Below are 23080 nucleotides of genomic sequence, written 5' to 3'. Positions count from 1 at the left end.
ATTCACTAAATAAATGGATTGCAAAGGTAATTTTTTATCCGTTTTTTACGCTTAAAAAATGACTGCATCGAATCGTTATCGGTGCTAGAATCCATTTTTAATCAGCAATCAGACTTGGAAAGATGGGAAATAACGTAGTCGTTCTTGGCACCCAATGGGGTGATGAAGGAAAAGGGAAGATCGTTGATCTTTTAACTGAAGATGCAAAATATGTGGTTCGTTATCAAGGCGGTCACAATGCAGGTCACACACTGGTCATCGACGGTGAAAAAACCGTTTTGCACCTGATTCCTTCCGGTATCCTTCGTGATAACGTGAAATGTATCATCGGTAACGGTGTGGTACTTTCACCTGACGCATTAATCAAAGAAATGACAGCTCTGGAAGAGCGCGGTGTTCCGGTACGTGAACGTCTTTACATTTCTGAAGCTTGTCCCCTGATTCTTCCTTACCACATCGCTCTCGACCAGGCTCGTGAAGCTGCGCGTGGTAAAAAAGCCATTGGTACTACCGGTCGTGGTATCGGTCCTGCTTACGAAGACAAAGTTGCTCGTCGTGGTCTGCGTGTTGGCGACCTGTTTGACCGTGCTGCTTTTGCTGAGAAGCTGAAAGAAGTCATGGCGCTGCACAACTTCCAGCTGGAACACTTCTACAAAGTTGAACCTGTCAGCTACGAAGATGTTCTGGAACAGGCGATGGGTTACGCTGATCTGCTGACTTCTATGGTTATCGACGTGACCGACGAGCTGGATGCAGCCCGTAAACGCGGCGACAAAATCATGTTCGAAGGCGCGCAAGGTACACTGCTGGACATCGACCACGGTACTTACCCATACGTGACTTCATCCAACACCACTGCTGGTGGCGTTGCTGCCGGTTCTGGTTTTGGTCCTCGCTACCTGGGCTACATCCTGGGTATTGCCAAAGCGTACTGTACCCGTGTTGGTTCTGGTCCGTTCCCGACTGAACTGTACGATGGTTTGGACAAGCAGGATCCGGTTGGTAAACACCTGGGTACTGTAGGTCATGAGTTTGGTGCGACGACCGGTCGTCTGCGTCGTACTGGTTGGTTCGATGCGGTTGCGATGCGTCGTGCAATCCAGATCAACTCAATCACGGGTTTCTGTCTGACTAAACTGGACGTACTGGATGGTCTGAAAGAGATCAAGATCTGTACTGGTTACCAGATGGCTGACGGCTCAATTGCTGAAGTATCGCCAATGGCGGCTGACGCATACGAGAACGTGACACCGATTTACGAAACCATGCCAGGCTGGTCAGAAACCACCTTTGGCGCAAAATCGATTGATCAACTGCCACAAACTGCTCTGGATTACATCAAGCGTATCGAAGAGCTGACTGGTGTGCCGGTTGACATCATCTCGACCGGTCCTGACCGTAACGAGACCATTATCAAAGTGCATCCGTTTAACGTGTAATTCGTTTAACGTGTAATTGATAGTAAAGTATTTTTGAAAGCCGGCTGACTCAGCCGGCTTTTTTTATGCTTCTCATCCCAGAGCAGGCAACTGCTGCGGCAAAAAGTTGCCAGCCTGTGGCAATATTTGCCTAAAGCGTGGCGGGCATTGGCCGATAAAAGAATCAGACCGGGCCTGCGCGTATCGCGCGCTATACTGTTATGGCTATCGGAGTTAACTAAGAGTGCAGGTATGAAGCTACGAACGGTAGCCGCTTCTCTGGTGTTAGTCTTTCACGCGTCTTTCAGCCAAGCTAATGTGGCTGAGGTCGGTGAGCCAGTGCCAATATATTCAGAAGCTGAGCTGATCAAACTAATCGAGAACAACAAACATCTGGAACGCGTCAAAGCGGATAATTGTCAGTTGGTCGAGGACATCGTTGCCCGCGCCACCCGCATCAATCTGCCGGCTTACGAGTTTCTGTATGGTGACATGCTGGCATGGGGCGTGTGTGTGGATCAGGACGTGGAGCTTGGCCTGTACTACATGGAAAATGCCGCTCACCAGGGGTTGCCGGCTGCGCTGGAACAACTGGGACGCTATTATTCGCGCGGCACCTTAGTGCAGCAGGATAAAGAGCGCGCGATCCCTTATCTGCGTGAAGCTGCGTCGATGGGTAATCTCAACGCGCGTATTCACCTTGCCGAGCTGCTGCTGCGTGATTACGGCAGTCCGCTGGATTATGAGGATGCCTATCGCTGGCTGTACAATTCAGTGACCGCTGACCAACGGACTCACAACCGGATTGCGATTCTGCGCCAGGGGCTGGAGCAGCGTATGCCGCAAAATATCATTGCCCGCGCCAAGCGGCGTACCACCTTCTGGTAGCTTCACCAGACTACCTTTATTTGCGATTGCGGCCACGTTGTCATACCTGCACGTGGCCGCAGTTGTCTCTGGCGTAAAGCGAAAGTGCTTATTTCAAAAAGCGATTCATCTGGGTCAGCGCCTGCATCAGATCGCTGCTGGTAAACGAGTGCTGCGCTTTCGGCTCTAACTGCGGTGTCATGGTCTGAACGCTGCCGCTCGGGTAGGTCACCATAATCTCATCATCCGCCACCATGGCGTAGTTGAAGTAACTGCCGATCAGCAACCAGTCCCGGTCCCGCTGAGTATCAAACAAATCATAACCTACCGAATAGTCGCTGACCGGGTTAGTGACCCCGAGTGTACGCTGCATAACAGTCGGTGCGATATCCTGATGAGTGGTCTTCCAGCGAATATCTTTACTCTCCCGGCCCGGCACATAGATATAGAGCGGGACATGAATCTGCGCCATGCTGTAGTTACTGCCGTGACCCCAGTAGTTCTGATGGTTATCGTTAAACTCCTGACCGTGATCGGACGTGATGACAACGATGGTGTTGTCCAGTTCACCGCGTGCCTGCAGGGATTTCAGCACCCGTTCGACCTGAGTGTCAATATAGTACAGCGCATTGCGGTAGCGGTTGCGGTACGGTTCAGGATCGAAATCGTTGTTGAGCTTGATATGATCAACCCGCTCCCAGGAAGGCGAAAAGTGCAGCGGCATGTCAGCCGGAAAATCGGTCGCATGGGCTGAGTCATAGAACAGGAAACCGAAATAAGGTTTGCTGCTGTCACGTGTGTGCAGAAAGTCAATGAAGTCATCGGTAATGCGCGCGTCACGTTGTGGCGAGGTGTCTGCCGGTGTATCAATACGCAGATTTTCCACCCCGTTAAATACCGTGCGATCAAACGGAGGGCTGTTGAGCGGCGCCGCGGCATAAATCGCAAACTGATAATCTTGTGCCTGCAGAGCATCCATCAGCGCCGGACGTTGCTGCGCTGACAGGAACGCGTTTCCAGTAAGTCGCCGGCAAACCGTAGAACAGGCTGAAAATACCGGCCTGGGTTGAGTTGCCGCCACTGACATGTTGCTGGAAACGCAAACTGCGCTTGGCAAACTGGCTGATATGCGGCGTCACTTGTGGGTTGGCATCATCGTAGCGCCAGGTATCGATGGCGATGAACAGAATATTCGCTTGCTGCTTCGGTTGTTGCTTAGGTTGCTGCGTTGACTTCTCATAGCTGAGCGGATGCAAAGGGTAATTGAGGTTTGAACTCTGTGGATGGGCCAGAGTCAGGTTCTCTTCACGTGCTGTCTGGATATCAATCCAGCCCATCTTGTGGAAAAAGCGTTTGGCAGTCAGAGGGTAGTACAGTGGCCAGTGATAGCTGTAGCTGGGTACGACGCTGTCGTAATTGGCATCGCGCCACATATGAATGCCCTGGCTGGTCAGCAGGGAAGCAAACCAAATCGCGCAGGCGTATCTGGCCCTGCGCAGATTCGTGCGAGCCAGTTTACTGCTCAATACGCTCACCACCAGGCTGGCCAGCCCGAGCCCCAGCACAATCATGCCTGCCATCAGCAGGGTGTACCAGGACAGGCTGATGACCTCATCACCGCCTTCGATCAGCAATTCCCAGACGAAACCACTGAGATGGAAGCGGTACTGCTGGTAAACCTGCACATCGACGATCAGCAGCACCGAGGCGAGCCAGGTGACCAGGGTCGCGATACTTCTCAGCCAGCGTCCCGGCAGCCAGCTCAGCGTCAGCATGACTAAACTGATGGCCAGAGCAAACAGACCAAACCAGCCTATCTGGGTGGTCAGCAAGTACAGTTTGGCCACCCAGTCGTGCTGCGGGGTGAGCATCCAGGTCAGATAAGGCAGGCCTAGTACTGACAATAAAACAACGTTCAAAACAAACTGGCTCAGTAACCAGCGCACCTTGTGGCGTAAATTTAACAGCATGAGATTATCCGTACCCGCAGAAGGGGGTGAAACAAGAGGTAGAAAGCGGGTCAATGTAACGTAAAGTTTGATTTATGTCACATATTTGCCTTTGGTGATCTTGTTCAGGATATTTGTTTTAGTTCTTATGCTCAGATTCTCAGTAGGTTATACTGGTGTTCCCTTCATAATTAAGCAGGTCTGGCTATGTCTGACACCCCGCACGTTGATCCTTTCGCGGATCGTGAAGCTGATAACTACGAAAATCCGATACCAAGTCGTGAATTCATCATCGAATATCTGACTCAGGCCAATGTGCCGATGAACCGCAATGATCTGTTCGAAGCGCTGCAGTTGTCTGGTGAGGAACAGTACGAAGGCTTACGTCGTCGTCTGCGTGCAATGGAACGAGACGGCCAGCTGGTTTTTACCCGTCGCCAGTGTTACGCCCTGCCGGAAAAACTGGAAATGGTCAAAGGCTATGTGATTGGTCATAAAGACGGTCACGGCTGGGTACGCCCGGAAGGCAGCGTCAATAAAGACAATGACATTCTTCTTCCTCATCATCAGATGAAGCACATCATCCATGGTGATCTGGTACTGGTGCAGCCAACCGGTACTGACAAGCGCGGCAGAAAAGAGGGGCGTTTAGTCCGCGTGCTGGAAGAGCGTCAAACCCAGATTGTCGGTCGCTTTTTCTTTGAATACGGTTACTCCTACGTGGTGCCGGATGACTCGCGCATTCATCAGGATATCCTGATCCCTAACGAAACTGCGTGGCGGTGCCCGGATGGGCAACGTGGTGGTGATTGAAATTACCGACCGTGGTTCGCGCAATCGCGGCATGATGGGGCAAGTGGTTGAAGTGCTGGGCGAAAATATGGCGCCGGGCATGGAGACGCAAATTGCTATCCGTACCCACCAGATCCCGCATGTGTGGCCACAAGAAGTGGAAAAACAGATTGCCGGTCTGGGTGAAGAGGTGCCGGAAGAGGCCAAACAGGGCCGGGTCGACCTGCGTGAACTGCCATTGGTGACTATCGATGGCGAAGATGCGCGTGATTTCGATGATGCGGTCTACTGTGAAGCCAAGCAAGGCGGCGGCTGGCGTTTGTGGGTTGCCATTGCCGATGTCAGCTATTACGTGCGTCCGGATTCAGCCCTGGATAAAGAGGCGATTCAACGCGGTAACTCGGTTTACTTCCCGTCTCAGGTTGTACCTATGCTGCCGGAAGTGCTGTCCAATGGCCTGTGCTCACTCAACCCGCAGGTCGATCGCCTGTGCATGGTGTGTGAGATGACCATCTCGGAAAACGGCAAGCTGTCTGGTTACAAGCATTATGAAGCGGTGATGAATTCCCATGCCCGTCTGACCTACAACAAGGTGCACGATATTCTCGAAGGCGACGAAGAGCTGCGCGAGCGCTATCACGCGTTAGTGCCGCATCTGGAAGAGCTGCACCGTATGTATAAAGTACTCAAAGGCTCACGTGAACAGCGTGGTGCGATTGAGTTCGAAACGGTTGAAACCAAATTTATTTTTAACGCCCAGCGTAAGATCGAAAGTATCGAGCCGCTGGTGCGTAACGATGCCCACAAGCTGATTGAAGAGTGCATGATCCTGGCGAACATCGCCTCGGCCTCGCTGGTGGAAAAAGCCAAAGAAACCCTCGTTGTACCGCATCCATGAATCACCGGGTGAGGAGCGTCTGATGGGTTTCCGTGACTTCCTGTCCGAGCTCGGACTGGATTTAGGTGGTGGCCTGGAGCCGTCGCCGACCGATTACGCTCACCTGATGAGTCAGATTGGCGAACGTCCGGATAAAGAGCTGATTCAGACTATGCTGCTGCGTTCGATGAAGCAGGCGGTATACAACGCAGATAATGCCGGCCACTTCGGTCTGGCGCTGCAGCGTTATGCTCACTTTACTTCGCCGATCCGTCGTTATCCGGATCTGCTGCTGCACCGCGCTATCAAGTATCTGATCGCCAAGCAGGAAGGGACCAATAAGGATCGCTGGACACCGACCGGCGGTTATCATTATTCCTTTGATGATATGGACTTCTATGGTGAGCAGTGTTCGATGACCGAGCGTCGTGCTGACGATGCAACGCGCGAAGTCTCTGACTGGCTCAAATGTGAATACATGCAGGATCACGTCGGCGAAGAGCTGGAAGGTGTGATTGCTAATGTGACCGGGTTTGGCTTCTTCGTGCGTCTGACTGAGCTGCACATCGATGGTCTGGTGCATATTTCCAACCTGGCGAACGACTATTACCAGTTTGATCCGATTGGCCAGCGTCTGGTGGGTGAATCATTTGGTGCCATTTATCGCCTCGGCGATGCGGTAAAAGTAAAAGTGCTGGCGGTTAACCTTGATGATCGTCAAATAGACTTTGAATTAGTGGAAACTAGTCGTAAGCTACGCGGCGAAGGTAAAACGGCTAAGAAACGCGCGGCGGAAGCCAAAGCCAAGGCTAAAGGCAAAAAACAGGCCGCCACTCGTGGCGCGAAAGCGGTTCCGCAAATTGAACCGACCAAACGCCCTGACGACAGGGATGCCGCCGAGCAACCGAAGCGTAAAAAAAGCAAAGCGGAAAAAGCACGCAAGCATAAGTCGCGCAGTAAAGCCGACAAAGCCCGTGCGAAAAAGTAATAGGTAAATAATGAGTAACGAACTGATCTACGGCATTCATGCAGTGCGTGCCGTCCTGGAACGCGACCCGGCACGTTTTGTTGAAGCTTACGTCCTGAAAGGTCGTCAGGATGATCGCCTGCTGCCGGTACTGAACGAGCTGGCTCGTATCGGTGTATCGATTCAGGAAATGAACCGCAAAGTTCTGGATGACAAAGCGAACGGTGCCAATCACCAGGGCGTGATTGCCAAAGTCAAACCGACCAAGCCGCTGAATGAAAATGACCTGGACGCGATCCTGGCTCAACATGAGCAGCCGTTGCTGCTGGTGCTGGACGGCGTAACCGACCCGCACAACCTGGGAGCGTGTCTGCGTAATGCCGATGCCGCGGGTGTGGCAGCGGTCATTGTGCCGAAAGATAAATCAGCCCCGATGACAGCAACGGTCAGCAAAGTGGCGTGCGGCGCGGCGGAAACCGTGCCTCTGGTGCGGGTAACCAACCTGGCGCGTACCATGCGTGCGCTGCAGGAGCAGGGGGTTTGGTTCGTCGGTACCGCCGGCGAAGCGACTCACGACATCTATCAGAGCAAACTGACCGGGCCGCTGGCTATCGTGATGGGTGCGGAAGGGGATGGCATGCGTCGACTGACCCGTGAAACCTGTGACGACCTGATCAAGATCCCGATGGCCGGAACGGTATCGAGCCTCAACGTGTCTGTGGCAACCGGTATCTGCCTGTTTGAGGCAGTGCGCCAGCGTTCGCTGAGCTAACTGACCCGCAAACACAGCAAAACGCAGGCTCAGGCCTGCGTTTTTTATCGGCGCTGTTGGTTACTGAGCAACCCCAATTCAGTGGTTTAGAATTAACAGCGTTTATTTTTCAAACACTGCTTGCATGCCCGGCACCGATCTGTATAATGCAGCCCCACTGGTTAAGCCAGTTGTGAACCAATGAGCAGCGAGGAGCTGTTAAATCTTCGGATTTTTCAGGTAATGTAAACTCAGCTTATGTTCGCAGTTAATAAAAATTTAGCTTTTAACTGTCGTTATGATAGTTCCAGGTTAATCACCTATTAGCTGACAATGCGTCCTAATCTTGGATGCTACGGTTTCACATAAATCAATCGGCATTCTCTCGCCCTGGCGAGTTTGAGTGGCGATATTGTTTGTGTAATTTATCAAATTTGGAGCTCTGTCTCATGCAGAACCAACGTATCCGTATCCGCCTAAAAGCTTTCGATTACAAACTGATCGATGCTTCTACCGCGGAAATCGTTGAAACAGCTAAGCGCACTGGCGCACAGGTTCGTGGTCCAATCCCACTGCCAACTCGTAAAGAGCGTTTCACAGTTCTTATCTCTCCACACGTTAACAAAGATGCTCGTGATCAGTACGAAATTCGTACTCACAAACGTCTGATCGACATCGTTGAGCCAACAGACAAAACTGTTGATGCTCTGATGCGTCTAGACCTTGCTGCGGGCGTTGACGTACAAATTAGCCTAGGTTAAGGGAGATTAGAAGAATGATTGGTCTAATCGGTCGTAAAGTGGGCATGACCCGCGTATTTACTGAAGAAGGCGTTTCTATCCCAGTAACAGTTGTTGAGGTTGAAGCGAACCGTATTTCTCAAGTTAAAACTCTTGAGTCTGACGGCTACGCAGCAATCCAGGTAACTGCTGGTGCTAAGAAAGCAAACCGCGTAAACAAAGCTGAAGCAGGTCACTTTGCTAAAGCTGGCGTTGAAGCTGGTCGCGGTCTTTGGGAATTCCGTTTGGAAAACGGTGAAGAGTTTGAAGTTGGTGCTGAACTGACTGTTGAACTGTTCAACGAAACTAAGAAAGTAGACGTTACTGGTACATCTAAGGGTAAAGGCTTCCAAGGCGCTGTTAAGCGTTGGAACTTCCGCACTCAAGATATGACTCACGGTAACTCATTGTCTCACCGCGCACCTGGCTCTATCGGTCAATGTCAGACTCCAGGCCGCGTGTTTAAAGGCAAGAAAATGGCAGGTCACATGGGTGCTGAGCGTGTAACGACTCAAAACCTAGAGATCGTACGAGTTGACGCTGAGCGCAATCTGCTTCTTATTAAAGGTGCAGTCCCAGGCGCAACTGGCGGCAACGTGATCGTAAAACCAGCTGTTAAAGCATAACGTCTAGGAGTAAGTAATGGAATTGATGGTTAAAGGTGCTAACGCACTAACTGTTTCCGAAACTACTTTCGGACGTGAGTTCAACGAAGCTCTTGTACACCAAGTAGTTGTTGCATACGCAGCAGGTGCTCGTCAAGGTACTCGTGCTCAAAAGACACGTTCAGAAGTTTCTGGCGGTGGCGCTAAGCCATGGCGTCAAAAAGGTACTGGCCGTGCACGTGCTGGTACAATTCGTAGCCCAATCTGGCGTACAGGTGGTGTTACTTTTGCTGCGAAACCACAAGATCACAGCCAAAAAGTAAACAAGAAAATGTACCGCGGTGCTATGAAAGCAATTCTTTCTGAGCTAGTTTCGTCAAGAGCGTCTAATCGTTGTTGATAACTTCTCAGTAGAAGCACCAAAAACTAAAGAGCTAGTAGCTAAGCTTAACGAACTTGAGCTTAACGATGTACTTATCGTTACTGGCGAAGTAGACGAGAATCTGTTCTTAGCTGCTCGTAACCTGTACAAAGTTGACGTGCGCGACGCTTCTGGTATCGACCCAGTAAGCCTGATCGCATTTGACAAGGTTCTTATGACTGCTACTGCAGTTAAGCAAGTAGAGGAGATGCTGGCATGATTCGTGAAGAGCGTCTACTAAAAGTTCTACGTGCTCCACACATCTCTGAAAAAGCAACTATGGCTGCAGAGAAAGCGAACACTATCGTTTTCAAAGTAGCAAAAGATGCAACTAAGAAAGAGATCAAAGCAGCTGTAGAAAAGCTATTTGAAGTTGAAGTTAAGTCTGTAAATACTCTTATTCTTAAGGGTAAGACCAAGCGTCAAGGTCTACGCCAAGGCCGTCGTTCAGACGTGAAGAAAGCGTACGTAACTTTGAAAGAAGGTCAAGATCTTGACTTTGTTGGCGGCGCGGAATAACAGGAGTAGTTGAAAAATGGCTATTGTTAAATGTAAGCCGACTTCGGCTGGTCGTCGTCACGTAGTTAAAGTTGTTAACGCTGACCTACACAAGGGTAAGCCTTACGCACCTCTTCTAGAGAAAAACTCTAAGAACGGCGGTCGTAACAACAACGGTCGTATCACTGTACGTCACATCGGTGGTGGTCACAAACAACACTACCGTGTAATCGACTTTAAACGTACAAAAGACGGCATCCCAGCGAAAGTTGAGCGTCTAGAATACGATCCAAACCGTAGCGCGAATATCGCTCTGGTTCTTTACAAAGACGGTGAGCGTCGTTACATCATTGCACCTAAAGGTCTGCAAGCTGGTGATGTTATCCAATCTGGTGTTGATGCACCGATTAAAGCGGGTAACACTCTGCCAATGCGCAACATCCCTGTAGGTTCAACCGTTCACAACGTAGAGCTGACTCCTGGTAAAGGTGCACAGCTAGCTCGTTCTGCGGGTGCATATGCACAAATCGTTGCTCGCGACGGTTCATATGTAACTATCCGTCTACGTTCTGGCGAAATGCGTAAAGTATTGTCTGAAGGCCGTGCAACAATCGGTGAAGTAGGCAACTCTGAGCACATGCTACGTGAACTGGGTAAAGCTGGTGCTAGCCGCTGGCGCGGTGTTCGTCCAACCGTTCGCGGTGTGGTAATGAACCCGGTTGACCACCCACACGGTGGTGGTGAAGGCCGTACTTCTGGTGGTCGTCACCCAGTATCTCCTTGGGGTATGCCTACTAAAGGCTTTAAGACCCGTAAGAACAAACGCACTGACAAGTACATCGTACGTCGTCGCAATAAGTAATCTATTAAAGAGGATAAGCCATGCCACGTTCTCTCAAGAAGGGTCCATTTATTGACCTACACTTGCTGAAGAAGGTAGAGAAAGCGGTGGAAAGCGGAGACAAAAAGCCTATTAAGACTTGGTCCCGTCGTTCAATGATCATTCCTACAATGATCGGTTTGACCATCGCTGTCCATAATGGTCGTCAACACGTTCCAGTTTTCGTAACTGACGAGATGATCGGTCACAAGCTGGGTGAATTTGCACCAACTCGCACTTACCGCGGCCACGCTGCGGATAAGAAAGCTAAGAAGCGCTAAGGAGTAAATAATGGAAGCATTAGCTAAACATAACTTTGCTCGCATTTCTCCTCAGAAAGCTCGCTTAGTTGCAGATCAAATTCGCGGTAAGAAAGTTGACCAAGCACTAGAAGTTCTGACTTTCAGCAACAAAAAAGCTGCTGTACTGGTTAAGAAAGTTCTAGAGTCAGCTATCGCGAACGCGGAGCACAACGAAGGTGCAGATATTGACGACCTACGTGTCGCTAAAATCTTCGTAGATGAGGGCCCAGTCATGAAGCGTATTATGCCTCGTGCTAAAGGCCGTGCGGATCGTATCTTGAAGCGTTCAAGCCACATCACTGTGGTTGTCGCAGATCGCTAAGAGACTAGGAGAGTAAGCAATGGGTCAAAAAGTACATCCAAATGGTATTCGTCTAGGCATCGTTAAGCCTTGGAATGCTACATGGTTTGCTAACACCAAAGATTTCGCTGACAACCTAGACGGCGACTTCAAGGTACGTCAGTTCCTGACTAAAGAACTGTCAAAAGCGTCTCTATCACGCATCGTTATCGAGCGTCCTGCGAAGAGCATCCGTGTGACTATTCACACTGCTCGTCCAGGTGTTGTTATCGGTAAGAAAGGTGAAGACGTTGAGAAGCTACGCGCAGCAGTAGCGAAAATCGCAGGTGTACCAGCGCAAATCAACATCGCTGAAGTACGTAAGCCTGAGCTAGACGGCCAACTAGTGGCTGATAGCATCGCGTCTCAACTAGAGCGTCGTGTTATGTTCCGTCGTGCTATGAAGCGCGCGGTACAGAATGCTATGCGTCTAGGCGCTAAAGGTATCAAAGTGGAAGTAAGCGGTCGTCTAGGCGGCGCTGAAATCGCACGTTCAGAGTGGTACCGTGAAGGCCGTGTGCCTCTACACACTCTACGTGCTGACATTGATTACGCAACTTCTTCGGCTCACACCACTTACGGTGTAATCGGCGTTAAAGTTTGGATCTTCAAAGGTGAGATTCTAGGCGGAATGCCAGCTGCTAACGCAGTAGAGCCTAAGGCTGACAAGCCTAACAAGAAGCCGCGTAAAGGCCGTAAGTAAGGAGTCGACAGATGCTACAACCTAAACGTACTAAGTTCCGTAAGGTTCATACAGGTCGTAACCGTGGTCTGGCTAAAGGTACTGAAGTAAGCTTCGGTTTCTTTTGGTTTGAAAGCTGTAGGCCGTGGTCGTCTAACTGCTCGTCAAATCGAAGCGGCACGTCGTGCTATGACGCGTCACATTAAGCGTCAAGGTAAAATCTGGATCCGTGTGTTCCCAGACAAACCAATCACAGAAAAACCACTAGAAGTTCGTCAAGGTAAGGGTAAAGGTAACGTTGAGTACTGGGTAGCCCAAATCCAACCTGGTAAGGTTATGTACGAAGTTGATGGTGTACCTGAAGAACTGGCTCGTGAAGCGTTCCGTCTAGCGGCGCGTAAACTGCCATTCAAGACTACATTTGTAACTAAACAGGTGATGTGATGAAAGCACAAGATCTACGCGAAAAAAGCGTTGAAGAGCTGAATGCAGAGCTGATGAATCTGCTTAAAGAGCAGTTCAACTTGCGCATGCAAGCTGCAACTGGTCAACTACAGCAAACTCATACTCTGAAAGCTGTACGCCGTGATATCGCACGTGTTAAAACTGTTTTGACTGAGAAGGCGGGCGCATAATGAGCGACAATATTCGTACCCAGCAAGGTCGTGTAGTTAGCGACAAGATGGACAAGTCTATCACTGTTGCTATCGAACGTTTTGTGAAGCACCCAATCTACGGTAAATTCGTTAAGCGTACGACTAAAGTACACGCACATGATGAAAACAACGAGTGTGGCATTGGCGACACAGTTGAGATTTCAGAATGTCGTCCACTGTCTAAGACTAAGTCTTGGACTTTGGTAAAAGTAGTAGAAAAAGCGAAAATCTAATTTAGCTTAACTACGAATAAAGCGGCCCCAATTATTTTTGGGGCCGCTTGTTTTTTGACTACCCAATCTCAAAAAAGGGTGGTACAATTCGCGTCCCTTTAAAGAGGCAGCCCGACCCGAGACGGGTCTAGTTTATTTAATATTTAGCGGAGCACTAACATGATCCAAATGCAAAGTATGCTGGACGCAGCTGATAACTCAGGCGCTCGCAGCGTAATGTGTATTAAGGTTCTGGGTGGCTCTCACCGTCGTTACGCTCATGTGGGCGACATCATCAAAGTTACCGTGAAAGAAGCAATTCCTCGCGGTAAAGTGAAGAAAGGTGATGTACTGAAGGCGGTGGTAGTTCGCACCCGTAAAGGCGTACGTCGACCAGACGGTTCTGTCATTCGCTTCGACCGTAATGCTTGTGTGCTGTTGAACAACAACACCGAGGCACCAATCGGTACACGTATCTTTGGTCCAGTGACTCGTGAACTTCGTACTGCGAAATTCATGAAGATTGTTTCACTGGCTCCAGAAGTTTCTGTAAGGAGCGGCAATAAAATGGCAGCTAAAATCCGTCGTAATGACGAAGTGATCGTTCTTGCTGGTAAAGACAAAGGCAAGAAAGGTAAAGTAACTAAGGTTCTAGCAACTGGTAAAGTTATCGTAGAAGGTATCAACCTTGTTAAGAAACACCAGAAACCTGTTCCTGCACTAGGTATCCAAGGCGGTATCGTAGAGCAAGAAGCAGCGATCGACGTTTCTAACGTGGCTATCTTCAACGCAGCTACTGGTAAAGCGGACCGTATCGGTTTTCGTTTCGAAGACGGCAAGAAAGTTCGTTTCTTCAAGTCTAACAACGAAACCGTTTCTAACTAATTAGAAGTAATTTGGAGTTCTACTATGGCGAAACTGCATGATTACTACAAGTCGTCTGTAGTCGCTGAACTGACCAAACAGTTCGGTTACACAAGCGTCATGCAAGTCCCTAGAATTGAGAAAATCACCCTCAATATGGGCGTTGGTGAAGCAATCAACGATAAGAAACTACTGGAAAACGCAGCATCTGACATGGCAACCATTTCTGGTCAAAAGCCACTGATCACTAAAGCGCGTAAATCTGTTGCTGGTTTCAAAATTCGTGAAGGCTACCCAATTGGTTGTAAAGTAACCTTGCGTGGCGAACGCATGTGGGATTTTCTGGAGCGCTTAATTGCAATCGCTCTACCACGTGTACGTGACTTCCGCGGTGTTAGCGCTAAGTCTTTTGACGGTCGCGGTAACTACAGCATGGGCGTTTCGCGAGCAAATCATCTTTCCGGAAATCGACTACGATAAAGTCGATCGTGTGCGCGGTCTTGATATTACTATCACGACGTCTGCTGCAAACGATGAGGAAGGCCGTGCTCTGCTGGCTGCCTTTAACTTCCCATTCCGTAAGTAAGGTGAAGGGTTACTGTTATGGCTAAACAATCAATGAAAGCACGTGAAGAAAAACGTGCAAAGCTAGTAGCTAAGTTCGCAGAAAAGCGTGCTGCGCTAAAAGCTATCATCAGCGATGTAAACGCATCTGAAGAAGATCGTTGGAATGCAGTTCTGACTCTGCAATCTCTTCCACGTGATTCAAGTGCATCACGTCAGCGCAACCGTTGTAACCAAACTGGTCGTCCACACGGTTACCTACGTAAGTTCGGTCTGAGCCGTATTAAAGTTCGTGAAGCTTGCATGAAAGGCGAGATTCCTGGACTTCGTAAGGCTAGCTGGTAATTGCCACTTAATCATTTGGAGTAAAGTTTATGAGCATGCAAGATCCGATTTCGGATATGCTGACCCGTATTCGTAACGGTCAGGCAGCAAACAAAGTTGCTGTTAAAATGCCTTCTTCAAAGCTGAAAGTTGCAATCGCTGCACTACTGAAAGCTGAAGGTTACATCGTTGACTTCGCTGTTGACAGCGAAGCAAAACCTGAGCTGGAAATCACTCTTAAGTATTTCCAAGCGAAACCAGTAATCGAGCAAATCAAGCGCGTTTCTCGTCCAGGTCTTCGTGTTTACAAGAAGAAAGACGAGCTGCCATCAGTGATGGGCGGTCTTGGTGTTGCTGTTGTTTCCACTTCCAAGGGTCTGATGTCAGACCGTGCTGCTCGCAAAGCAGGTCTTGGCGGTGAAATCATTTGCTACGTAGCTTAATTTTAAGGAGTAGAACATGTCTCGTGTTGCTAAAGCACCTGTCGCTATTCCAGCTGGCGTAGAGGTGAAACTAAACGGCCAAGAGATCACTGTTAAAGGCGCTAAAGGTGAACTAACTCGCGTTATTCACAATGGCGTAGTGATCGCACAGGAAGAAAACAACCTAACTTTCGGCCCAGCTGAAGGTGTTGCTAACGCATGGGCTCAAGCAGGTACTGCTCGCGCTCTGGTTAACAACATGGTTGTTGGTGTTACTGAAGGCTTTACTAAGAAGCTAGTTTCTTAAGGGTGTAGGTTACCGTGCTGCTATCAAAGGCAACGCTGTAGGTCTGACCCTGGGCTTCTCTCACCCTGTTGAGCACGAGCTGCCAGCGGGTATTAAAGCTGAATGTCCAAGCCAAACTGAAATTGTACTGACTGGTGCTGACAAGCAAGTAGTTGGTCAAGTTGCGGCTGACATTCGTTCTTACCGCGCGCCTGAGCCTTACAAAGGTAAAGGTATTCGTTACGCAGATGAAAATGTGCGTACTAAAGAAGCTAAGAAGAAGTAAGGTAACACTATGGATAAGAAAGCATCTCGCATCCGTCGTGCTACACGTGCACGTCGTAAGATTGCAGAACTGGGTGCGACTCGCCTAGTTGTACACCGTACTCCTCGTCACGTGTACGCTCAGGTAATCGCAGCGAACGGCTCTGAGGTTATCGCATCAGCTTCTACTGTAGAAAAAGCGATCCGTGAGCAAGTGAAATACTCTGGTAACATCGATGCAGCTAAAGCAGTAGGTAAAGCTATTGCAGAGCGTGCGCTTGAGAAAGGCGTATCAGCTGTTGCATTTGATCGTTCCGGTTTCCAATACCACGGTCGAGTAGCGGCGCTGGCAGACTCTGCTCGCGAAGCTGGTCTGAAATTCTAAGGTAGGGTTGGAAGATGGCTAAAGAACAACAAGTTCAAGCGAATGATTTGCAAGAAAAGCTAATCGCCGTTAACCGCGTTTCTAAAACGGTTAAAGGTGGTCGAATCATGAGCTTCACTGCACTGACTGTAGTTGGTGACGGTAACGGTCGTGTAGGTTTCGGTTACGGTAAAGCCCGTGAAGTACCTGCAGCGATTCAAAAAGCAATGGAAAAAGCACGTCGTAACATGGTTACTATCGCGCTTAACGAAGGTACTCTTCACCACCCGGTGAAAGGTCGCCACTCGGGCTCTAAAGTTTACATGCAGCCAGCTGCAGAAGGTACTGGTGTAATCGCAGGTGGTGCGATGCGTGCAGTACTTGAAGTTGCGGGTGTACATAACGTTCTGTCTAAAGCATACGGTTCTACGAACCCTATCAACATCGTTCGTGCAACGATCGACGCTCTAGTAGATGTTAAGTCACCAGAAATGGTTGCGGCTAAACGTGGTCTAACTGTTGAATCTATTTCGGAGTAAGAACACCATGGCAACTATTAAAGTAACTCAAACTAAAAGCTCAATTGGTCGCCTACCGAAGCACAAAGCTACTTTGCGCGGTCTAGGTCTTCGTAAAATCAACCACACAGTAGAACTTGAAGATACTCCGTGCGTACGCGGTATGATCAACAAGGTTTACTACATGGTTAAAGTTGAGGAGTAATCATAATGTTTTTGAATACTCTATCACCGGCTGCTGGTTCTAAACCTTCTAAGAAGCGTGTAGGCCGTGGTATCGGTTCTGGCCTTGGTAAAACTGGTGGCCGTGGCCACAAGGGTCAAAAGTCACGTTTCTGGCGGTAAAGTTCGTCCAGGTTTCGAAGGCGGTCAGATGCCTCTGAAACAACGTCTACCAAAATTCGGTTTCACTTCTCGTAAGAGCCTAGTGTCTGCTGAAATTCGTCTGTCTGAACTGGCGAAAGTAACTGGTGACGTAGTTGATCTAAACAGCCTGAAAGCGGCAAACCTGGTGACTAAAAACATCGAGTTTGCAAAAATCGTTCTTTCTGGCGAGATCAACAAAGCAGTGACTGTAAAAGGTCTGCGCGTAACTAAAGGCGCTAAAGCTGCAATCGAAGCTGCAGGCGGTAAAATCGAGGAATAATCTCGAGGATTGAGGTACAGATGGCTAAGAAACCAGGACAAGATTTTCGTAGTGCTCAGAGCGGCTTAAGTGAACTGAAGTCGCGCTTATTATTCGTAGTGGGTGCGCTTCTAGTATTCCGAGCAGGCTCTTTTGTGCCAATCCCTGGTATTGACGCTGCTGTACTTGCCGATTTGTTCGAACAGCAAAAAGGCACCATCATTGAGATGTTTAACATGTTCTCTGGTGGTGCACTTTCGCGTGCATCTATATTCGCGCTGGGCATCATGCCGTATATTTCGGCATCTATTGTTGTCCAGTTGCTGACTGTAGTTCATCCAGCGTTAGCCGAACTCAAGAAAGAGGGTGAGGCAGGCCGTCGTAAGATTAGCCAATATACGCGTTACGGCACGCTTGTACTTGCATGTTTCCAGGCTATTGGTATTGCAACTGGCTTACCAAACATGGTCGACAATCTGGTTGTTATCAACCAAACCATGTTTACGCTAATTGCTACCGTGAGTTTAGTAACCGGCACCATGTTCCTGATGTGGTTAGGTGAACAAATTACAGAGCGTGGAATTGGTAATGGTATTTCATTACTAATCTTTGCAGGTATCGTTGCTGGATTGCCACAAGCAATCGGTCAGACAATCGAGCAAGCGCGTCAAGGTGAACTGCATGTACTTCTTCTACTGTTAATTGCAGTGGTCGCTTTTGCTGTTATTTACTTCGTTGTGTTCATGGAACGTGGTCAGCGTCGAATCGTCGTTAACTACGCGAAGCGTCAACAAGGTCGTAAAGTTTTTGCAGCGCAAAGCACTCACTTGCCATTGAAAATTAATATGGCGGGTGTTATCCCTGCGATTTTCGCATCGAGCATTATCCTGTTCCCAGGAACACTGGCTCAGTGGTTTGGTCAGAACGGCGAGAGCAGCACATTCGGTTGGCTAACTGATGTGTCTTTGGCTCTGAGCCCGGGTCAACCGCTGTATGTAATGCTTTATGCAGCAGCGATTATTTTCTTCTGTTTCTTCTATACTGCGTTGGTGTTTAACCCTCGCGAAACAGCAGATAACTTGAAGAAGTCTGGTGCATTCGTACCCGGTATCCGCCCAGGCGAACAGACAGCTAAGTACATTGATAAAGTAATGACTCGCTTAACCTTAGCCGGTGCGCTATACATTACTTTCATCTGTCTGATCCCTGAGTTCATGATGGTCGCTTGGAACGTACGTTTCTACTTCGGCGGCACATCACTACTGATTGTAGTTGTCGTAATCATGGACTTTATGGCACAGGTACAGACTCATATGATGTCAAATCAATATGATTCTGTGTTGAAAAAGGCAAATCTGAAAGGCTATGGCCGTTAACAGGTCGCCATTCAGAGAGATTTACGGAGTTTAGCAATGAAAGTTCGTGCTTCCGTTAAAAAAATCTGCCGTAACTGTAAAGTTATCAAGCGTAACGGTGTCGTTCGCGTGATTTGCAGTGAGCCAAAGCACAAGCAACGCCAAGGCTAATAAGCAGAAATTTTTACTTGAAAAGTAAGGGTTGGTCGAGTATATTCCTCGGCCTACCTTTTGCGTGCAAAAGAAGTAGTATCCCGCAGCGTATCCTCTACGGGCTTTGCTGCGGATAATTCTTTTATAGAAAGTACTAGGAGTGAATAGTGGCCCGTATAGCAGGCATTAACATTCCTGATCAAAAACATGCGGTAATCGCACTAACTGCGATTTACGGCATCGGTAAGACTCGCTCTCAAGCTATCCTAGCTGAAGTGGGTATCGCTGAAAATGTTAAGATCAGTGAACTAACAGAAGATCAGATCAATCTACTGCGTGATGGTGTAGCTAAATACACTGTAGAGGGTGATCTACGTCGTGAAGTATCCATGAACATCAAGCGTCTTATGGACCTTGGCTGCTACCGTGGTCTTCGTCACCGTCGCAGTCTACCACTACGTGGACAGCGTACTAAAACCAATGCTCGCACCCGTAAGGGTCCGCGTAAGCCGATCAAAAAGTAATCGGGAAGGGTAGAGTACAATGGCTAAACAACCAACTCGCGCACGTAAGCGTGTACGCAAGCAAGTTGCTGATGGCGTAGCGCATATCCACGCATCTTTCAACAACACAATCGTAACCATTACTGACCGTCAAGGTAATGCTCTAGCATGGGCTACTGCAGGTGGTTCTGGTTTCCGTGGTTTCTCGTAAGTCAACTCCGTTCGCTGCACAGGTTGCTGCTGAACGTTGTGCTGAAATGGCCAAAGAATACGGTCTGAAGAATCTGGAAGTTATGGTTAAGGGTCCTGGTCCAGGTCGCGAATCTACTGTTCGTGCACTGAACGCAGCTGGTTTCCGCATTACAAACATTGTAGATGCGACTCCTATCCCTCATAACGGTTGTCGTCCACCTAAGAAACGTCGCGTTTAACGTTTCTGGGAACATTGGAGAAAGATCATGGCAAGATATTTGGGTCCTAAGCTGAAGCTTAGCCGCCGCGAAGGTACTGACTTGTTCCTTAAGTCAGGCGTTCGTGCGATTGATACCAAGTGTAAAATCGATAACGCACCAGGTGTACACGGCGCACGTCGCGGTCGTCTATCTGAGTATGGCGTTCAGCTTCGCGAGAAGCAAAAAGTTCGTCGTATGTACGGCGTTCTAGAAAAACAATTCCGTAACTACTACAAAGAAGCAGCTCGCCTTAAAGGTAACACTGGTGAGAACCTACTTCAGCTTCTTGAAGGTCGTCTGGACAACGTAGTTTACCGTATGGGCTTTGGCGCAACTCGCGCAGAAGCACGTCAGCTGGTTAGCCACAAAGCTATCCTGGTTAACGGTAAAGTTGTAAACGTTCCTTCTTTCAATGTTGCGGCCAACGACGTTGTTGCAATCCGTGAGAAAGCGAAAGCGCAATCTCGCGTAAAAGCGGCTCTAGAAGTTGCTGAACAACGCGAAAAACCAACTTGGATTGAAGTAGATGCAAGCAAGATGGAAGGTACTTTCAAGCGTTTGCCTGAACGTTCTGATCTATCAGCTGACATCAACGAACAATTGATCGTCGAGCTTTACTCTAAGTAAGGTTTAAACTAAAGAGAGGACACAATGCAGGGTTCTGTAACAGAATTTCTTAAGCCACGTCTTGTTGATATCGAACAAATCAGCACGACACACGCAAAAGTAACTCTTGAGCCATTAGAGCGTGGTTTCGGCCATACTCTTGGTAATGCACTTCGCCGTATTCTTCTATCTTCTATGCCGGGTTGTGCCGTAACAGAAGTAGAGATTGAAGGCGTACTTCACGAATACAGCACCAAAGAAGGTGTTCAGGAAGATATCCTTGAGATTCTACTGAACCTGAAAGGTCTGGCAGTTCGCGTTGCCGAAGGCAAAGATGAAGTGTTCATTACACTGAACAAATCAGGCTCGGGCCCTGTGGTTGCAGGTGACATCACCCATGATGGTGATGTAGAGATCGTAAACCCTGAACACGTTATTTGTCACCTTACTGATGACAACGCTGAGATCGCAATGCGTATCAAAGTAGAACGTGGTCGTGGTTATGTTCCAGCTTCTGCGCGTATCCATACTGAAGAAGATGAGCGTCCAATTGGTCGTCTGCTTGTCGATGCTACATTCAGCCCAGTAGACAAAATTGCCTACTCTGTTGATGCAGCACGTGTTGAGCAGCGTACTGACCTGGACAAGCTTGTTATCGATATGGAAACAAACGGTACTCTTGAACCTGAGGAAGCTATCCGTCGTGCAGCAACTATTCTTGCTGAACAACTGGATGCATTCGTAGATCTTCGTGATGTACGAGTTTCCTGAGGAGAAAGAAGAGAAGCCTGAATTCGATCCGATCCTACTGCGTCCTGTAGACGATCTTGAACTAACAGTTCGCTCTGCTAACTGTCTGAAAGCAGAAGCGATTCACTACATCGGTGATCTAGTACAGCGCACTGAGGTTGAGCTACTTAAAACGCCTAACCTTGGTAAGAAATCTCTTACAGAGATTAAAGACGTGCTTGCATCACGTGGTCTTTCTCTGGGCATGCGCCTGGAAAACTGGCCGCCAGCGTCCATCGCTGAAGATTAATCGATACTAGTTAGAAGGATTTGGTCATGCGCCATCGTAAGAGTGGTCGTCAACTCAACCGCAACAGCAGTCATCGCAAAGCGATGTTCAGCAACATGGCTAGCTCTCTAGTACGTCATGAAGTTATCAAGACTACTTTGCCAAAAGCTAAAGAGCTACGTCGCGTAGTTGAGCCTTTGATTACACTAGCTAAGACTGACAGTGTTGCTAACCGTCGTCTGGCATTTGCACGTACTCGTGACAACGAAGTCGTTGCTAAACTATTTAACGAACTTGGTCCACGTTTCGCTGCACGTCAAGGCGGCTACACTCGTATTCTGAAGTGTGGTTTCCGTGCAGGCGATAAAGCTCCAATGGCATACATTGAGCTTGTAGACCGCCCAGAAGCTGCTGAAGAAGCTGCTGCTGAGTAATCGGTTCGCGATTAAAAAGCCGAGCGCAAGCTCGGCTTTTTTGTATCTGCTGTTTCTGATATTCACACTAAACATTTCTGTTTGGTGTGCAACCTCATCAATTCGCTGATGACGTTCCCCACAATTGGCTCAACGAGCCGAGCAGACCATTGCTGGCACCCTGGCTGGTCAGGTATTGCAGCACCAGTGGTGCAAACTGGCTAATCATGCTTGGGTCAAGGCCCAATCCTTTAAACACATCATTGACGGCACTGAGGCTATTCAGGCCGGATAACGTATCCTTGCTGCCAGACAAATTCAGATTGGTTAACTGATCCATACCGGGTAACAGTTGGCCCAACTCTTCGCTGTTGCTTTCTGAGAGCTGATTCTGTGCCAGGGATAACATTGCTCCGACACCGCCGGTGGCTTGTTGCGGAGATACAGGTAACTGGTTGGTTACCTTGGTAATTAAACTGGAATTACTTTCGGCTTGATTAAGTGTGCTACTGACCATGCTGGCCAGATCGTTGCTTTGATCTTTGCTGCCGAAATTGAGAAATGCAAAGCTGGGTGCGCTGAAAACGGTGCTGAGCACCAGCGCGGAGACAATGGAGCGTTTCATAGATGAGTGCCATTCCTTAACTTTAGGCTCAGTGATCTTCATTCTAGCCAAAAAAAAGCGGCGCTGAGCGCCGCTTGATGTCAATTTTTTGCGAATTCGCAGGATTACAGGATATCCAGCAGTTCCACTTCGAATACCAGCGCAGCAAATGGAGGGATTGCCGCGCCTGCGCCACGTTCACCGTAAGCAAGATCTTGAGGAACGTACAGTTTCCATTTTGAGCCTACAGGCATCAGTTGCAGAGCTTCTACCCAGCCTTTGATTACGCCGGTAACCGGGAATTCAGCAGGCTGGCCACGAGTGACTGAGCTGTCAAATACAGTGCCGTCAACCAGTTGACCGTGGTAGTGTACACGTACCGCTTTGTCTGCTGATGGGATTTCGCCTTCACCCTGGCTGATCACTTCGTATTGCAGACCAGATTCCAGTACGGTTACTTCAGGGCGCAGAGCATTGTCTTTCAGGAAAGATTCGCCTTCTGCCGCTGCAGCTTTTGCTGCTTCTTGGCGAGTTTCTTCAGCGCGCATGTGAAGAGCTTGCAGAGCTTGGTTGATCTCGTCGATTTCGATAGCTGGCATGTCGCCAACCAGTGCAGTGGCAATACCCGCTGCGATCGCGTCAACACTCAGTCCTTCCAGACCGCTACCTGCCAGTTGTTGGCCCATTTGCAGACCGATACCGTAGCTAGCTTTTTGCTCTACAGTTTCAAATTTTACTTCAGACATAAA

General features: G+C 48.9%; 25 protein-coding genes and 10 pseudogenes. 32 read left to right on the top strand and 3 right to left on the bottom strand.

Translation table 11 applies throughout. The features are described 5' to 3' along the window. Nucleotides 1–122: 122 nt before the first annotated feature. On the top strand, nucleotides 123–1439 hold the full coding sequence (locus ABDK09_22025) for an adenylosuccinate synthase (protein ID XAW89369.1): 1317 nt from the start codon (nucleotides 123–125) through the stop codon (nucleotides 1437–1439). Nucleotides 1440–1670: 231 nt separating this feature from the next. Then, nucleotides 1671–2306 carry a tetratricopeptide repeat protein gene (locus tag ABDK09_22020; protein ID XAW89368.1) on the top strand — a complete coding sequence of 212 codons (636 nt, stop codon included), beginning with the start codon at nucleotides 1671–1673 and terminating at the stop codon, nucleotides 2304–2306. Nucleotides 2307–2394: 88 nt separating this feature from the next. Here ABDK09_22020 and ABDK09_22015 read toward each other — a convergent pair. Then, nucleotides 2395–4255: pseudogene (locus tag ABDK09_22015) on the bottom strand (DUF3413 domain-containing protein). 186 nt (nucleotides 4256–4441) lie between these two features. On the opposite strand from ABDK09_22015, the pseudogene rnr reads away from it, so the two are divergent. The 30 genes and pseudogenes from rnr to rplQ all read left to right on the top strand — a co-directional run bounded on the left by rnr (nucleotide 4442) and on the right by rplQ (nucleotide 21748). Next, nucleotides 4442–6891, top strand: a pseudogene (gene rnr, locus ABDK09_22010) (ribonuclease R). Nucleotides 6892–6901: 10 nt separating this feature from the next. Then, nucleotides 6902–7642 carry a 23S rRNA (guanosine(2251)-2'-O)-methyltransferase RlmB gene (gene rlmB / locus ABDK09_22005; GenBank protein XAW89367.1) on the top strand — a complete coding sequence of 247 codons (741 nt, stop codon included), beginning with the start codon at nucleotides 6902–6904 and terminating at the stop codon, nucleotides 7640–7642. Between the two features lie 428 nt (nucleotides 7643–8070). Further along, nucleotides 8071–8382, top strand: coding sequence for a 30S ribosomal protein S10 (gene rpsJ, locus ABDK09_22000; GenBank protein XAW89366.1), 312 nt, complete (start codon nucleotides 8071–8073; stop codon nucleotides 8380–8382). A gap of 14 nt (nucleotides 8383–8396) precedes the next feature. Then, the gene (rplC, locus tag ABDK09_21995; protein ID XAW89365.1) at nucleotides 8397–9026 is read left to right on the top strand and encodes a 50S ribosomal protein L3; all 630 of its coding nucleotides are present in this window, start codon (nucleotides 8397–8399) and stop codon (nucleotides 9024–9026) included. Between the two features lie 16 nt (nucleotides 9027–9042). After that, nucleotides 9043–9646: pseudogene (gene rplD, locus ABDK09_21990) on the top strand (50S ribosomal protein L4). Next, nucleotides 9643–9945, top strand: coding sequence for a 50S ribosomal protein L23 (rplW, locus tag ABDK09_21985; GenBank protein ID XAW89364.1), 303 nt, complete (start codon nucleotides 9643–9645; stop codon nucleotides 9943–9945). Before rplD ends, rplW begins: the two are co-directional and overlap by 4 nt. 16 nt (nucleotides 9946–9961) lie before the next feature. Then, entirely contained in the window at nucleotides 9962–10786 is an 825-nt protein-coding gene (rplB, locus tag ABDK09_21980; protein ID XAW89363.1) for a 50S ribosomal protein L2, read from the top strand. Between the two features lie 20 nt (nucleotides 10787–10806). After that, nucleotides 10807–11085: a 30S ribosomal protein S19 gene (rpsS, locus tag ABDK09_21975; GenBank protein ID XAW89362.1), complete on the top strand. Its 279-nt coding sequence runs from the start codon at nucleotides 10807–10809 to the stop codon at nucleotides 11083–11085. Nucleotides 11086–11095: 10 nt separating this feature from the next. Further along, complete coding sequence (gene rplV, locus ABDK09_21970; GenBank protein XAW89361.1) at nucleotides 11096–11428, top strand: 50S ribosomal protein L22; 333 nt, start codon at nucleotides 11096–11098, stop codon at nucleotides 11426–11428. Between the two features lie 19 nt (nucleotides 11429–11447). Continuing rightward, the gene (gene rpsC / locus ABDK09_21965) at nucleotides 11448–12149 is read left to right on the top strand and encodes a 30S ribosomal protein S3 (protein XAW89360.1); all 702 of its coding nucleotides are present in this window, start codon (nucleotides 11448–11450) and stop codon (nucleotides 12147–12149) included. A gap of 11 nt (nucleotides 12150–12160) precedes the next feature. Further along, nucleotides 12161–12572: pseudogene (rplP, locus tag ABDK09_21960) on the top strand (50S ribosomal protein L16). After that, entirely contained in the window at nucleotides 12572–12763 is a 192-nt protein-coding gene (rpmC, locus tag ABDK09_21955; protein ID XAW89359.1) for a 50S ribosomal protein L29, read from the top strand. Before rplP ends, rpmC begins: the two are co-directional and overlap by 1 nt. Beyond that, complete coding sequence (rpsQ, locus tag ABDK09_21950; GenBank protein ID XAW89358.1) at nucleotides 12763–13017, top strand: 30S ribosomal protein S17; 255 nt, start codon at nucleotides 12763–12765, stop codon at nucleotides 13015–13017. The genes rpmC and rpsQ overlap by 1 nt, the downstream gene beginning before the upstream one ends. Nucleotides 13018–13176: 159 nt before the next feature. Then, a pseudogene (gene rplN / locus ABDK09_21945) lies at nucleotides 13177–13542 on the top strand (50S ribosomal protein L14). Between the two features lie 21 nt (nucleotides 13543–13563). Next, on the top strand, nucleotides 13564–13881 hold the full coding sequence (gene rplX / locus ABDK09_21940; protein XAW90800.1) for a 50S ribosomal protein L24: 318 nt from the start codon (nucleotides 13564–13566) through the stop codon (nucleotides 13879–13881). 24 nt (nucleotides 13882–13905) lie between these two features. Further along, a pseudogene (rplE, locus tag ABDK09_21935) lies at nucleotides 13906–14446 on the top strand (50S ribosomal protein L5). A 17-nt stretch (nucleotides 14447–14463) separates the two neighbouring features. Continuing rightward, on the top strand, nucleotides 14464–14769 hold the full coding sequence (gene rpsN, locus ABDK09_21930; GenBank protein XAW89357.1) for a 30S ribosomal protein S14: 306 nt from the start codon (nucleotides 14464–14466) through the stop codon (nucleotides 14767–14769). Between the two features lie 29 nt (nucleotides 14770–14798). Next, nucleotides 14799–15191: a 30S ribosomal protein S8 gene (rpsH, locus tag ABDK09_21925; GenBank protein ID XAW89356.1), complete on the top strand. Its 393-nt coding sequence runs from the start codon at nucleotides 14799–14801 to the stop codon at nucleotides 15189–15191. Nucleotides 15192–15207: 16 nt separating this feature from the next. Next, nucleotides 15208–15742: pseudogene (rplF, locus tag ABDK09_21920) on the top strand (50S ribosomal protein L6). A gap of 9 nt (nucleotides 15743–15751) precedes the next feature. Then, the gene (gene rplR, locus ABDK09_21915; protein ID XAW89355.1) at nucleotides 15752–16105 is read left to right on the top strand and encodes a 50S ribosomal protein L18; all 354 of its coding nucleotides are present in this window, start codon (nucleotides 15752–15754) and stop codon (nucleotides 16103–16105) included. A gap of 14 nt (nucleotides 16106–16119) precedes the next feature. Then, on the top strand, nucleotides 16120–16623 hold the full coding sequence (rpsE, locus tag ABDK09_21910) for a 30S ribosomal protein S5 (GenBank protein ID XAW89354.1): 504 nt from the start codon (nucleotides 16120–16122) through the stop codon (nucleotides 16621–16623). A 7-nt stretch (nucleotides 16624–16630) separates the two neighbouring features. Continuing rightward, nucleotides 16631–16807: a 50S ribosomal protein L30 gene (rpmD, locus tag ABDK09_21905; protein ID XAW89353.1), complete on the top strand. Its 177-nt coding sequence runs from the start codon at nucleotides 16631–16633 to the stop codon at nucleotides 16805–16807. 5 nt (nucleotides 16808–16812) lie between these two features. Then, nucleotides 16813–17248 (top strand): annotated as a pseudogene (rplO, locus tag ABDK09_21900) (50S ribosomal protein L15). Nucleotides 17249–17268: 20 nt separating this feature from the next. Beyond that, on the top strand, nucleotides 17269–18603 hold the full coding sequence (secY, locus tag ABDK09_21895) for a preprotein translocase subunit SecY (GenBank protein ID XAW89352.1): 1335 nt from the start codon (nucleotides 17269–17271) through the stop codon (nucleotides 18601–18603). A gap of 36 nt (nucleotides 18604–18639) precedes the next feature. Next, entirely contained in the window at nucleotides 18640–18753 is a 114-nt protein-coding gene (gene rpmJ / locus ABDK09_21890) for a 50S ribosomal protein L36 (protein ID XAW89351.1), read from the top strand. A gap of 149 nt (nucleotides 18754–18902) precedes the next feature. After that, a complete protein-coding gene (gene rpsM, locus ABDK09_21885; GenBank protein XAW89350.1) occupies nucleotides 18903–19259 on the top strand; it encodes a 30S ribosomal protein S13 in 357 nt (118 codons plus the stop codon). A 19-nt stretch (nucleotides 19260–19278) separates the two neighbouring features. Then, a pseudogene (gene rpsK / locus ABDK09_21880) lies at nucleotides 19279–19669 on the top strand (30S ribosomal protein S11). A 27-nt stretch (nucleotides 19670–19696) separates the two neighbouring features. Beyond that, nucleotides 19697–20317 (top strand): 30S ribosomal protein S4, encoded by a 621-nt coding sequence (gene rpsD, locus ABDK09_21875; protein ID XAW89349.1) that lies wholly within the window; start codon nucleotides 19697–19699, stop codon nucleotides 20315–20317. 24 nt (nucleotides 20318–20341) lie between these two features. Next, nucleotides 20342–21335, top strand: a pseudogene (rpoA, locus tag ABDK09_21870) (DNA-directed RNA polymerase subunit alpha). 26 nt (nucleotides 21336–21361) lie between these two features. Continuing rightward, complete coding sequence (rplQ, locus tag ABDK09_21865; protein ID XAW89348.1) at nucleotides 21362–21748, top strand: 50S ribosomal protein L17; 387 nt, start codon at nucleotides 21362–21364, stop codon at nucleotides 21746–21748. Nucleotides 21749–21845: 97 nt separating this feature from the next. Here the strand turns inward: rplQ and ABDK09_21860 are convergent, their stop codons facing one another. Together ABDK09_21860 and ABDK09_21855 are read right to left on the bottom strand one after the other, a co-directional pair. Further along, a complete protein-coding gene (locus ABDK09_21860; protein XAW89347.1) occupies nucleotides 21846–22352 on the bottom strand; it encodes a DUF2780 domain-containing protein in 507 nt (168 codons plus the stop codon). A gap of 104 nt (nucleotides 22353–22456) precedes the next feature. Beyond that, entirely contained in the window at nucleotides 22457–23077 is a 621-nt protein-coding gene (locus ABDK09_21855) for an FKBP-type peptidyl-prolyl cis-trans isomerase (protein ID XAW89346.1), read from the bottom strand. Between the last annotated feature and the right edge of the window lie 3 nt (nucleotides 23078–23080).

The sequence above is a fragment of the Vibrio sp. CDRSL-10 TSBA genome (assembly GCA_039696685.1).
Taxonomy (GTDB): domain Bacteria; phylum Pseudomonadota; class Gammaproteobacteria; order Enterobacterales; family Vibrionaceae; genus Vibrio.
Note: the sequence above shows the minus strand (reverse complement) of the source record. Positions and strands in the feature narration are given on the sequence as shown.

Bases quoted from the DNA above. Each gene is read 5' to 3' on its own strand.
- ABDK09_22025 (XAW89369.1), top strand. From the start codon at position 123: ATGGGAAATAACGTAGTCGTTCTTGGCACCCAATGGGGTGATGAAGGA.
- rpsH (XAW89356.1), top strand. From the start codon at position 14,799: ATGAGCATGCAAGATCCGATTTCGGATATGCTGACCCGTATTCGTAAC.
- rpsC (XAW89360.1), top strand. From the start codon at position 11,448: ATGGGTCAAAAAGTACATCCAAATGGTATTCGTCTAGGCATCGTTAAG.
- rpmD (XAW89353.1), top strand. From the start codon at position 16,631: ATGGCAACTATTAAAGTAACTCAAACTAAAAGCTCAATTGGTCGCCTA.
- rplX (XAW90800.1), top strand. From the start codon at position 13,564: ATGGCAGCTAAAATCCGTCGTAATGACGAAGTGATCGTTCTTGCTGGT.
- rpsQ (XAW89358.1), top strand. From the start codon at position 12,763: ATGAGCGACAATATTCGTACCCAGCAAGGTCGTGTAGTTAGCGACAAG.
- rpsE (XAW89354.1), top strand. From the start codon at position 16,120: ATGGCTAAAGAACAACAAGTTCAAGCGAATGATTTGCAAGAAAAGCTA.
- rpsN (XAW89357.1), top strand. From the start codon at position 14,464: ATGGCTAAACAATCAATGAAAGCACGTGAAGAAAAACGTGCAAAGCTA.
- rplW (XAW89364.1), top strand. From the start codon at position 9,643: ATGATTCGTGAAGAGCGTCTACTAAAAGTTCTACGTGCTCCACACATC.
- rplQ (XAW89348.1), top strand. From the start codon at position 21,362: ATGCGCCATCGTAAGAGTGGTCGTCAACTCAACCGCAACAGCAGTCAT.
- ABDK09_21855 (XAW89346.1), bottom strand. From the start codon at position 23,077: ATGTCTGAAGTAAAATTTGAAACTGTAGAGCAAAAAGCTAGCTACGGT.
- rplR (XAW89355.1), top strand. From the start codon at position 15,752: ATGGATAAGAAAGCATCTCGCATCCGTCGTGCTACACGTGCACGTCGT.
- rpmC (XAW89359.1), top strand. From the start codon at position 12,572: ATGAAAGCACAAGATCTACGCGAAAAAAGCGTTGAAGAGCTGAATGCA.
- rpsJ (XAW89366.1), top strand. From the start codon at position 8,071: ATGCAGAACCAACGTATCCGTATCCGCCTAAAAGCTTTCGATTACAAA.
- rlmB (XAW89367.1), top strand. From the start codon at position 6,902: ATGAGTAACGAACTGATCTACGGCATTCATGCAGTGCGTGCCGTCCTG.
- rplV (XAW89361.1), top strand. From the start codon at position 11,096: ATGGAAGCATTAGCTAAACATAACTTTGCTCGCATTTCTCCTCAGAAA.
- rplB (XAW89363.1), top strand. From the start codon at position 9,962: ATGGCTATTGTTAAATGTAAGCCGACTTCGGCTGGTCGTCGTCACGTA.
- rpsS (XAW89362.1), top strand. From the start codon at position 10,807: ATGCCACGTTCTCTCAAGAAGGGTCCATTTATTGACCTACACTTGCTG.
- ABDK09_21860 (XAW89347.1), bottom strand. From the start codon at position 22,352: ATGAAACGCTCCATTGTCTCCGCGCTGGTGCTCAGCACCGTTTTCAGC.
- rpsD (XAW89349.1), top strand. From the start codon at position 19,697: ATGGCAAGATATTTGGGTCCTAAGCTGAAGCTTAGCCGCCGCGAAGGT.
- rplC (XAW89365.1), top strand. From the start codon at position 8,397: ATGATTGGTCTAATCGGTCGTAAAGTGGGCATGACCCGCGTATTTACT.
- ABDK09_22020 (XAW89368.1), top strand. From the start codon at position 1,671: ATGAAGCTACGAACGGTAGCCGCTTCTCTGGTGTTAGTCTTTCACGCG.
- secY (XAW89352.1), top strand. From the start codon at position 17,269: ATGGCTAAGAAACCAGGACAAGATTTTCGTAGTGCTCAGAGCGGCTTA.
- rpmJ (XAW89351.1), top strand. From the start codon at position 18,640: ATGAAAGTTCGTGCTTCCGTTAAAAAAATCTGCCGTAACTGTAAAGTT.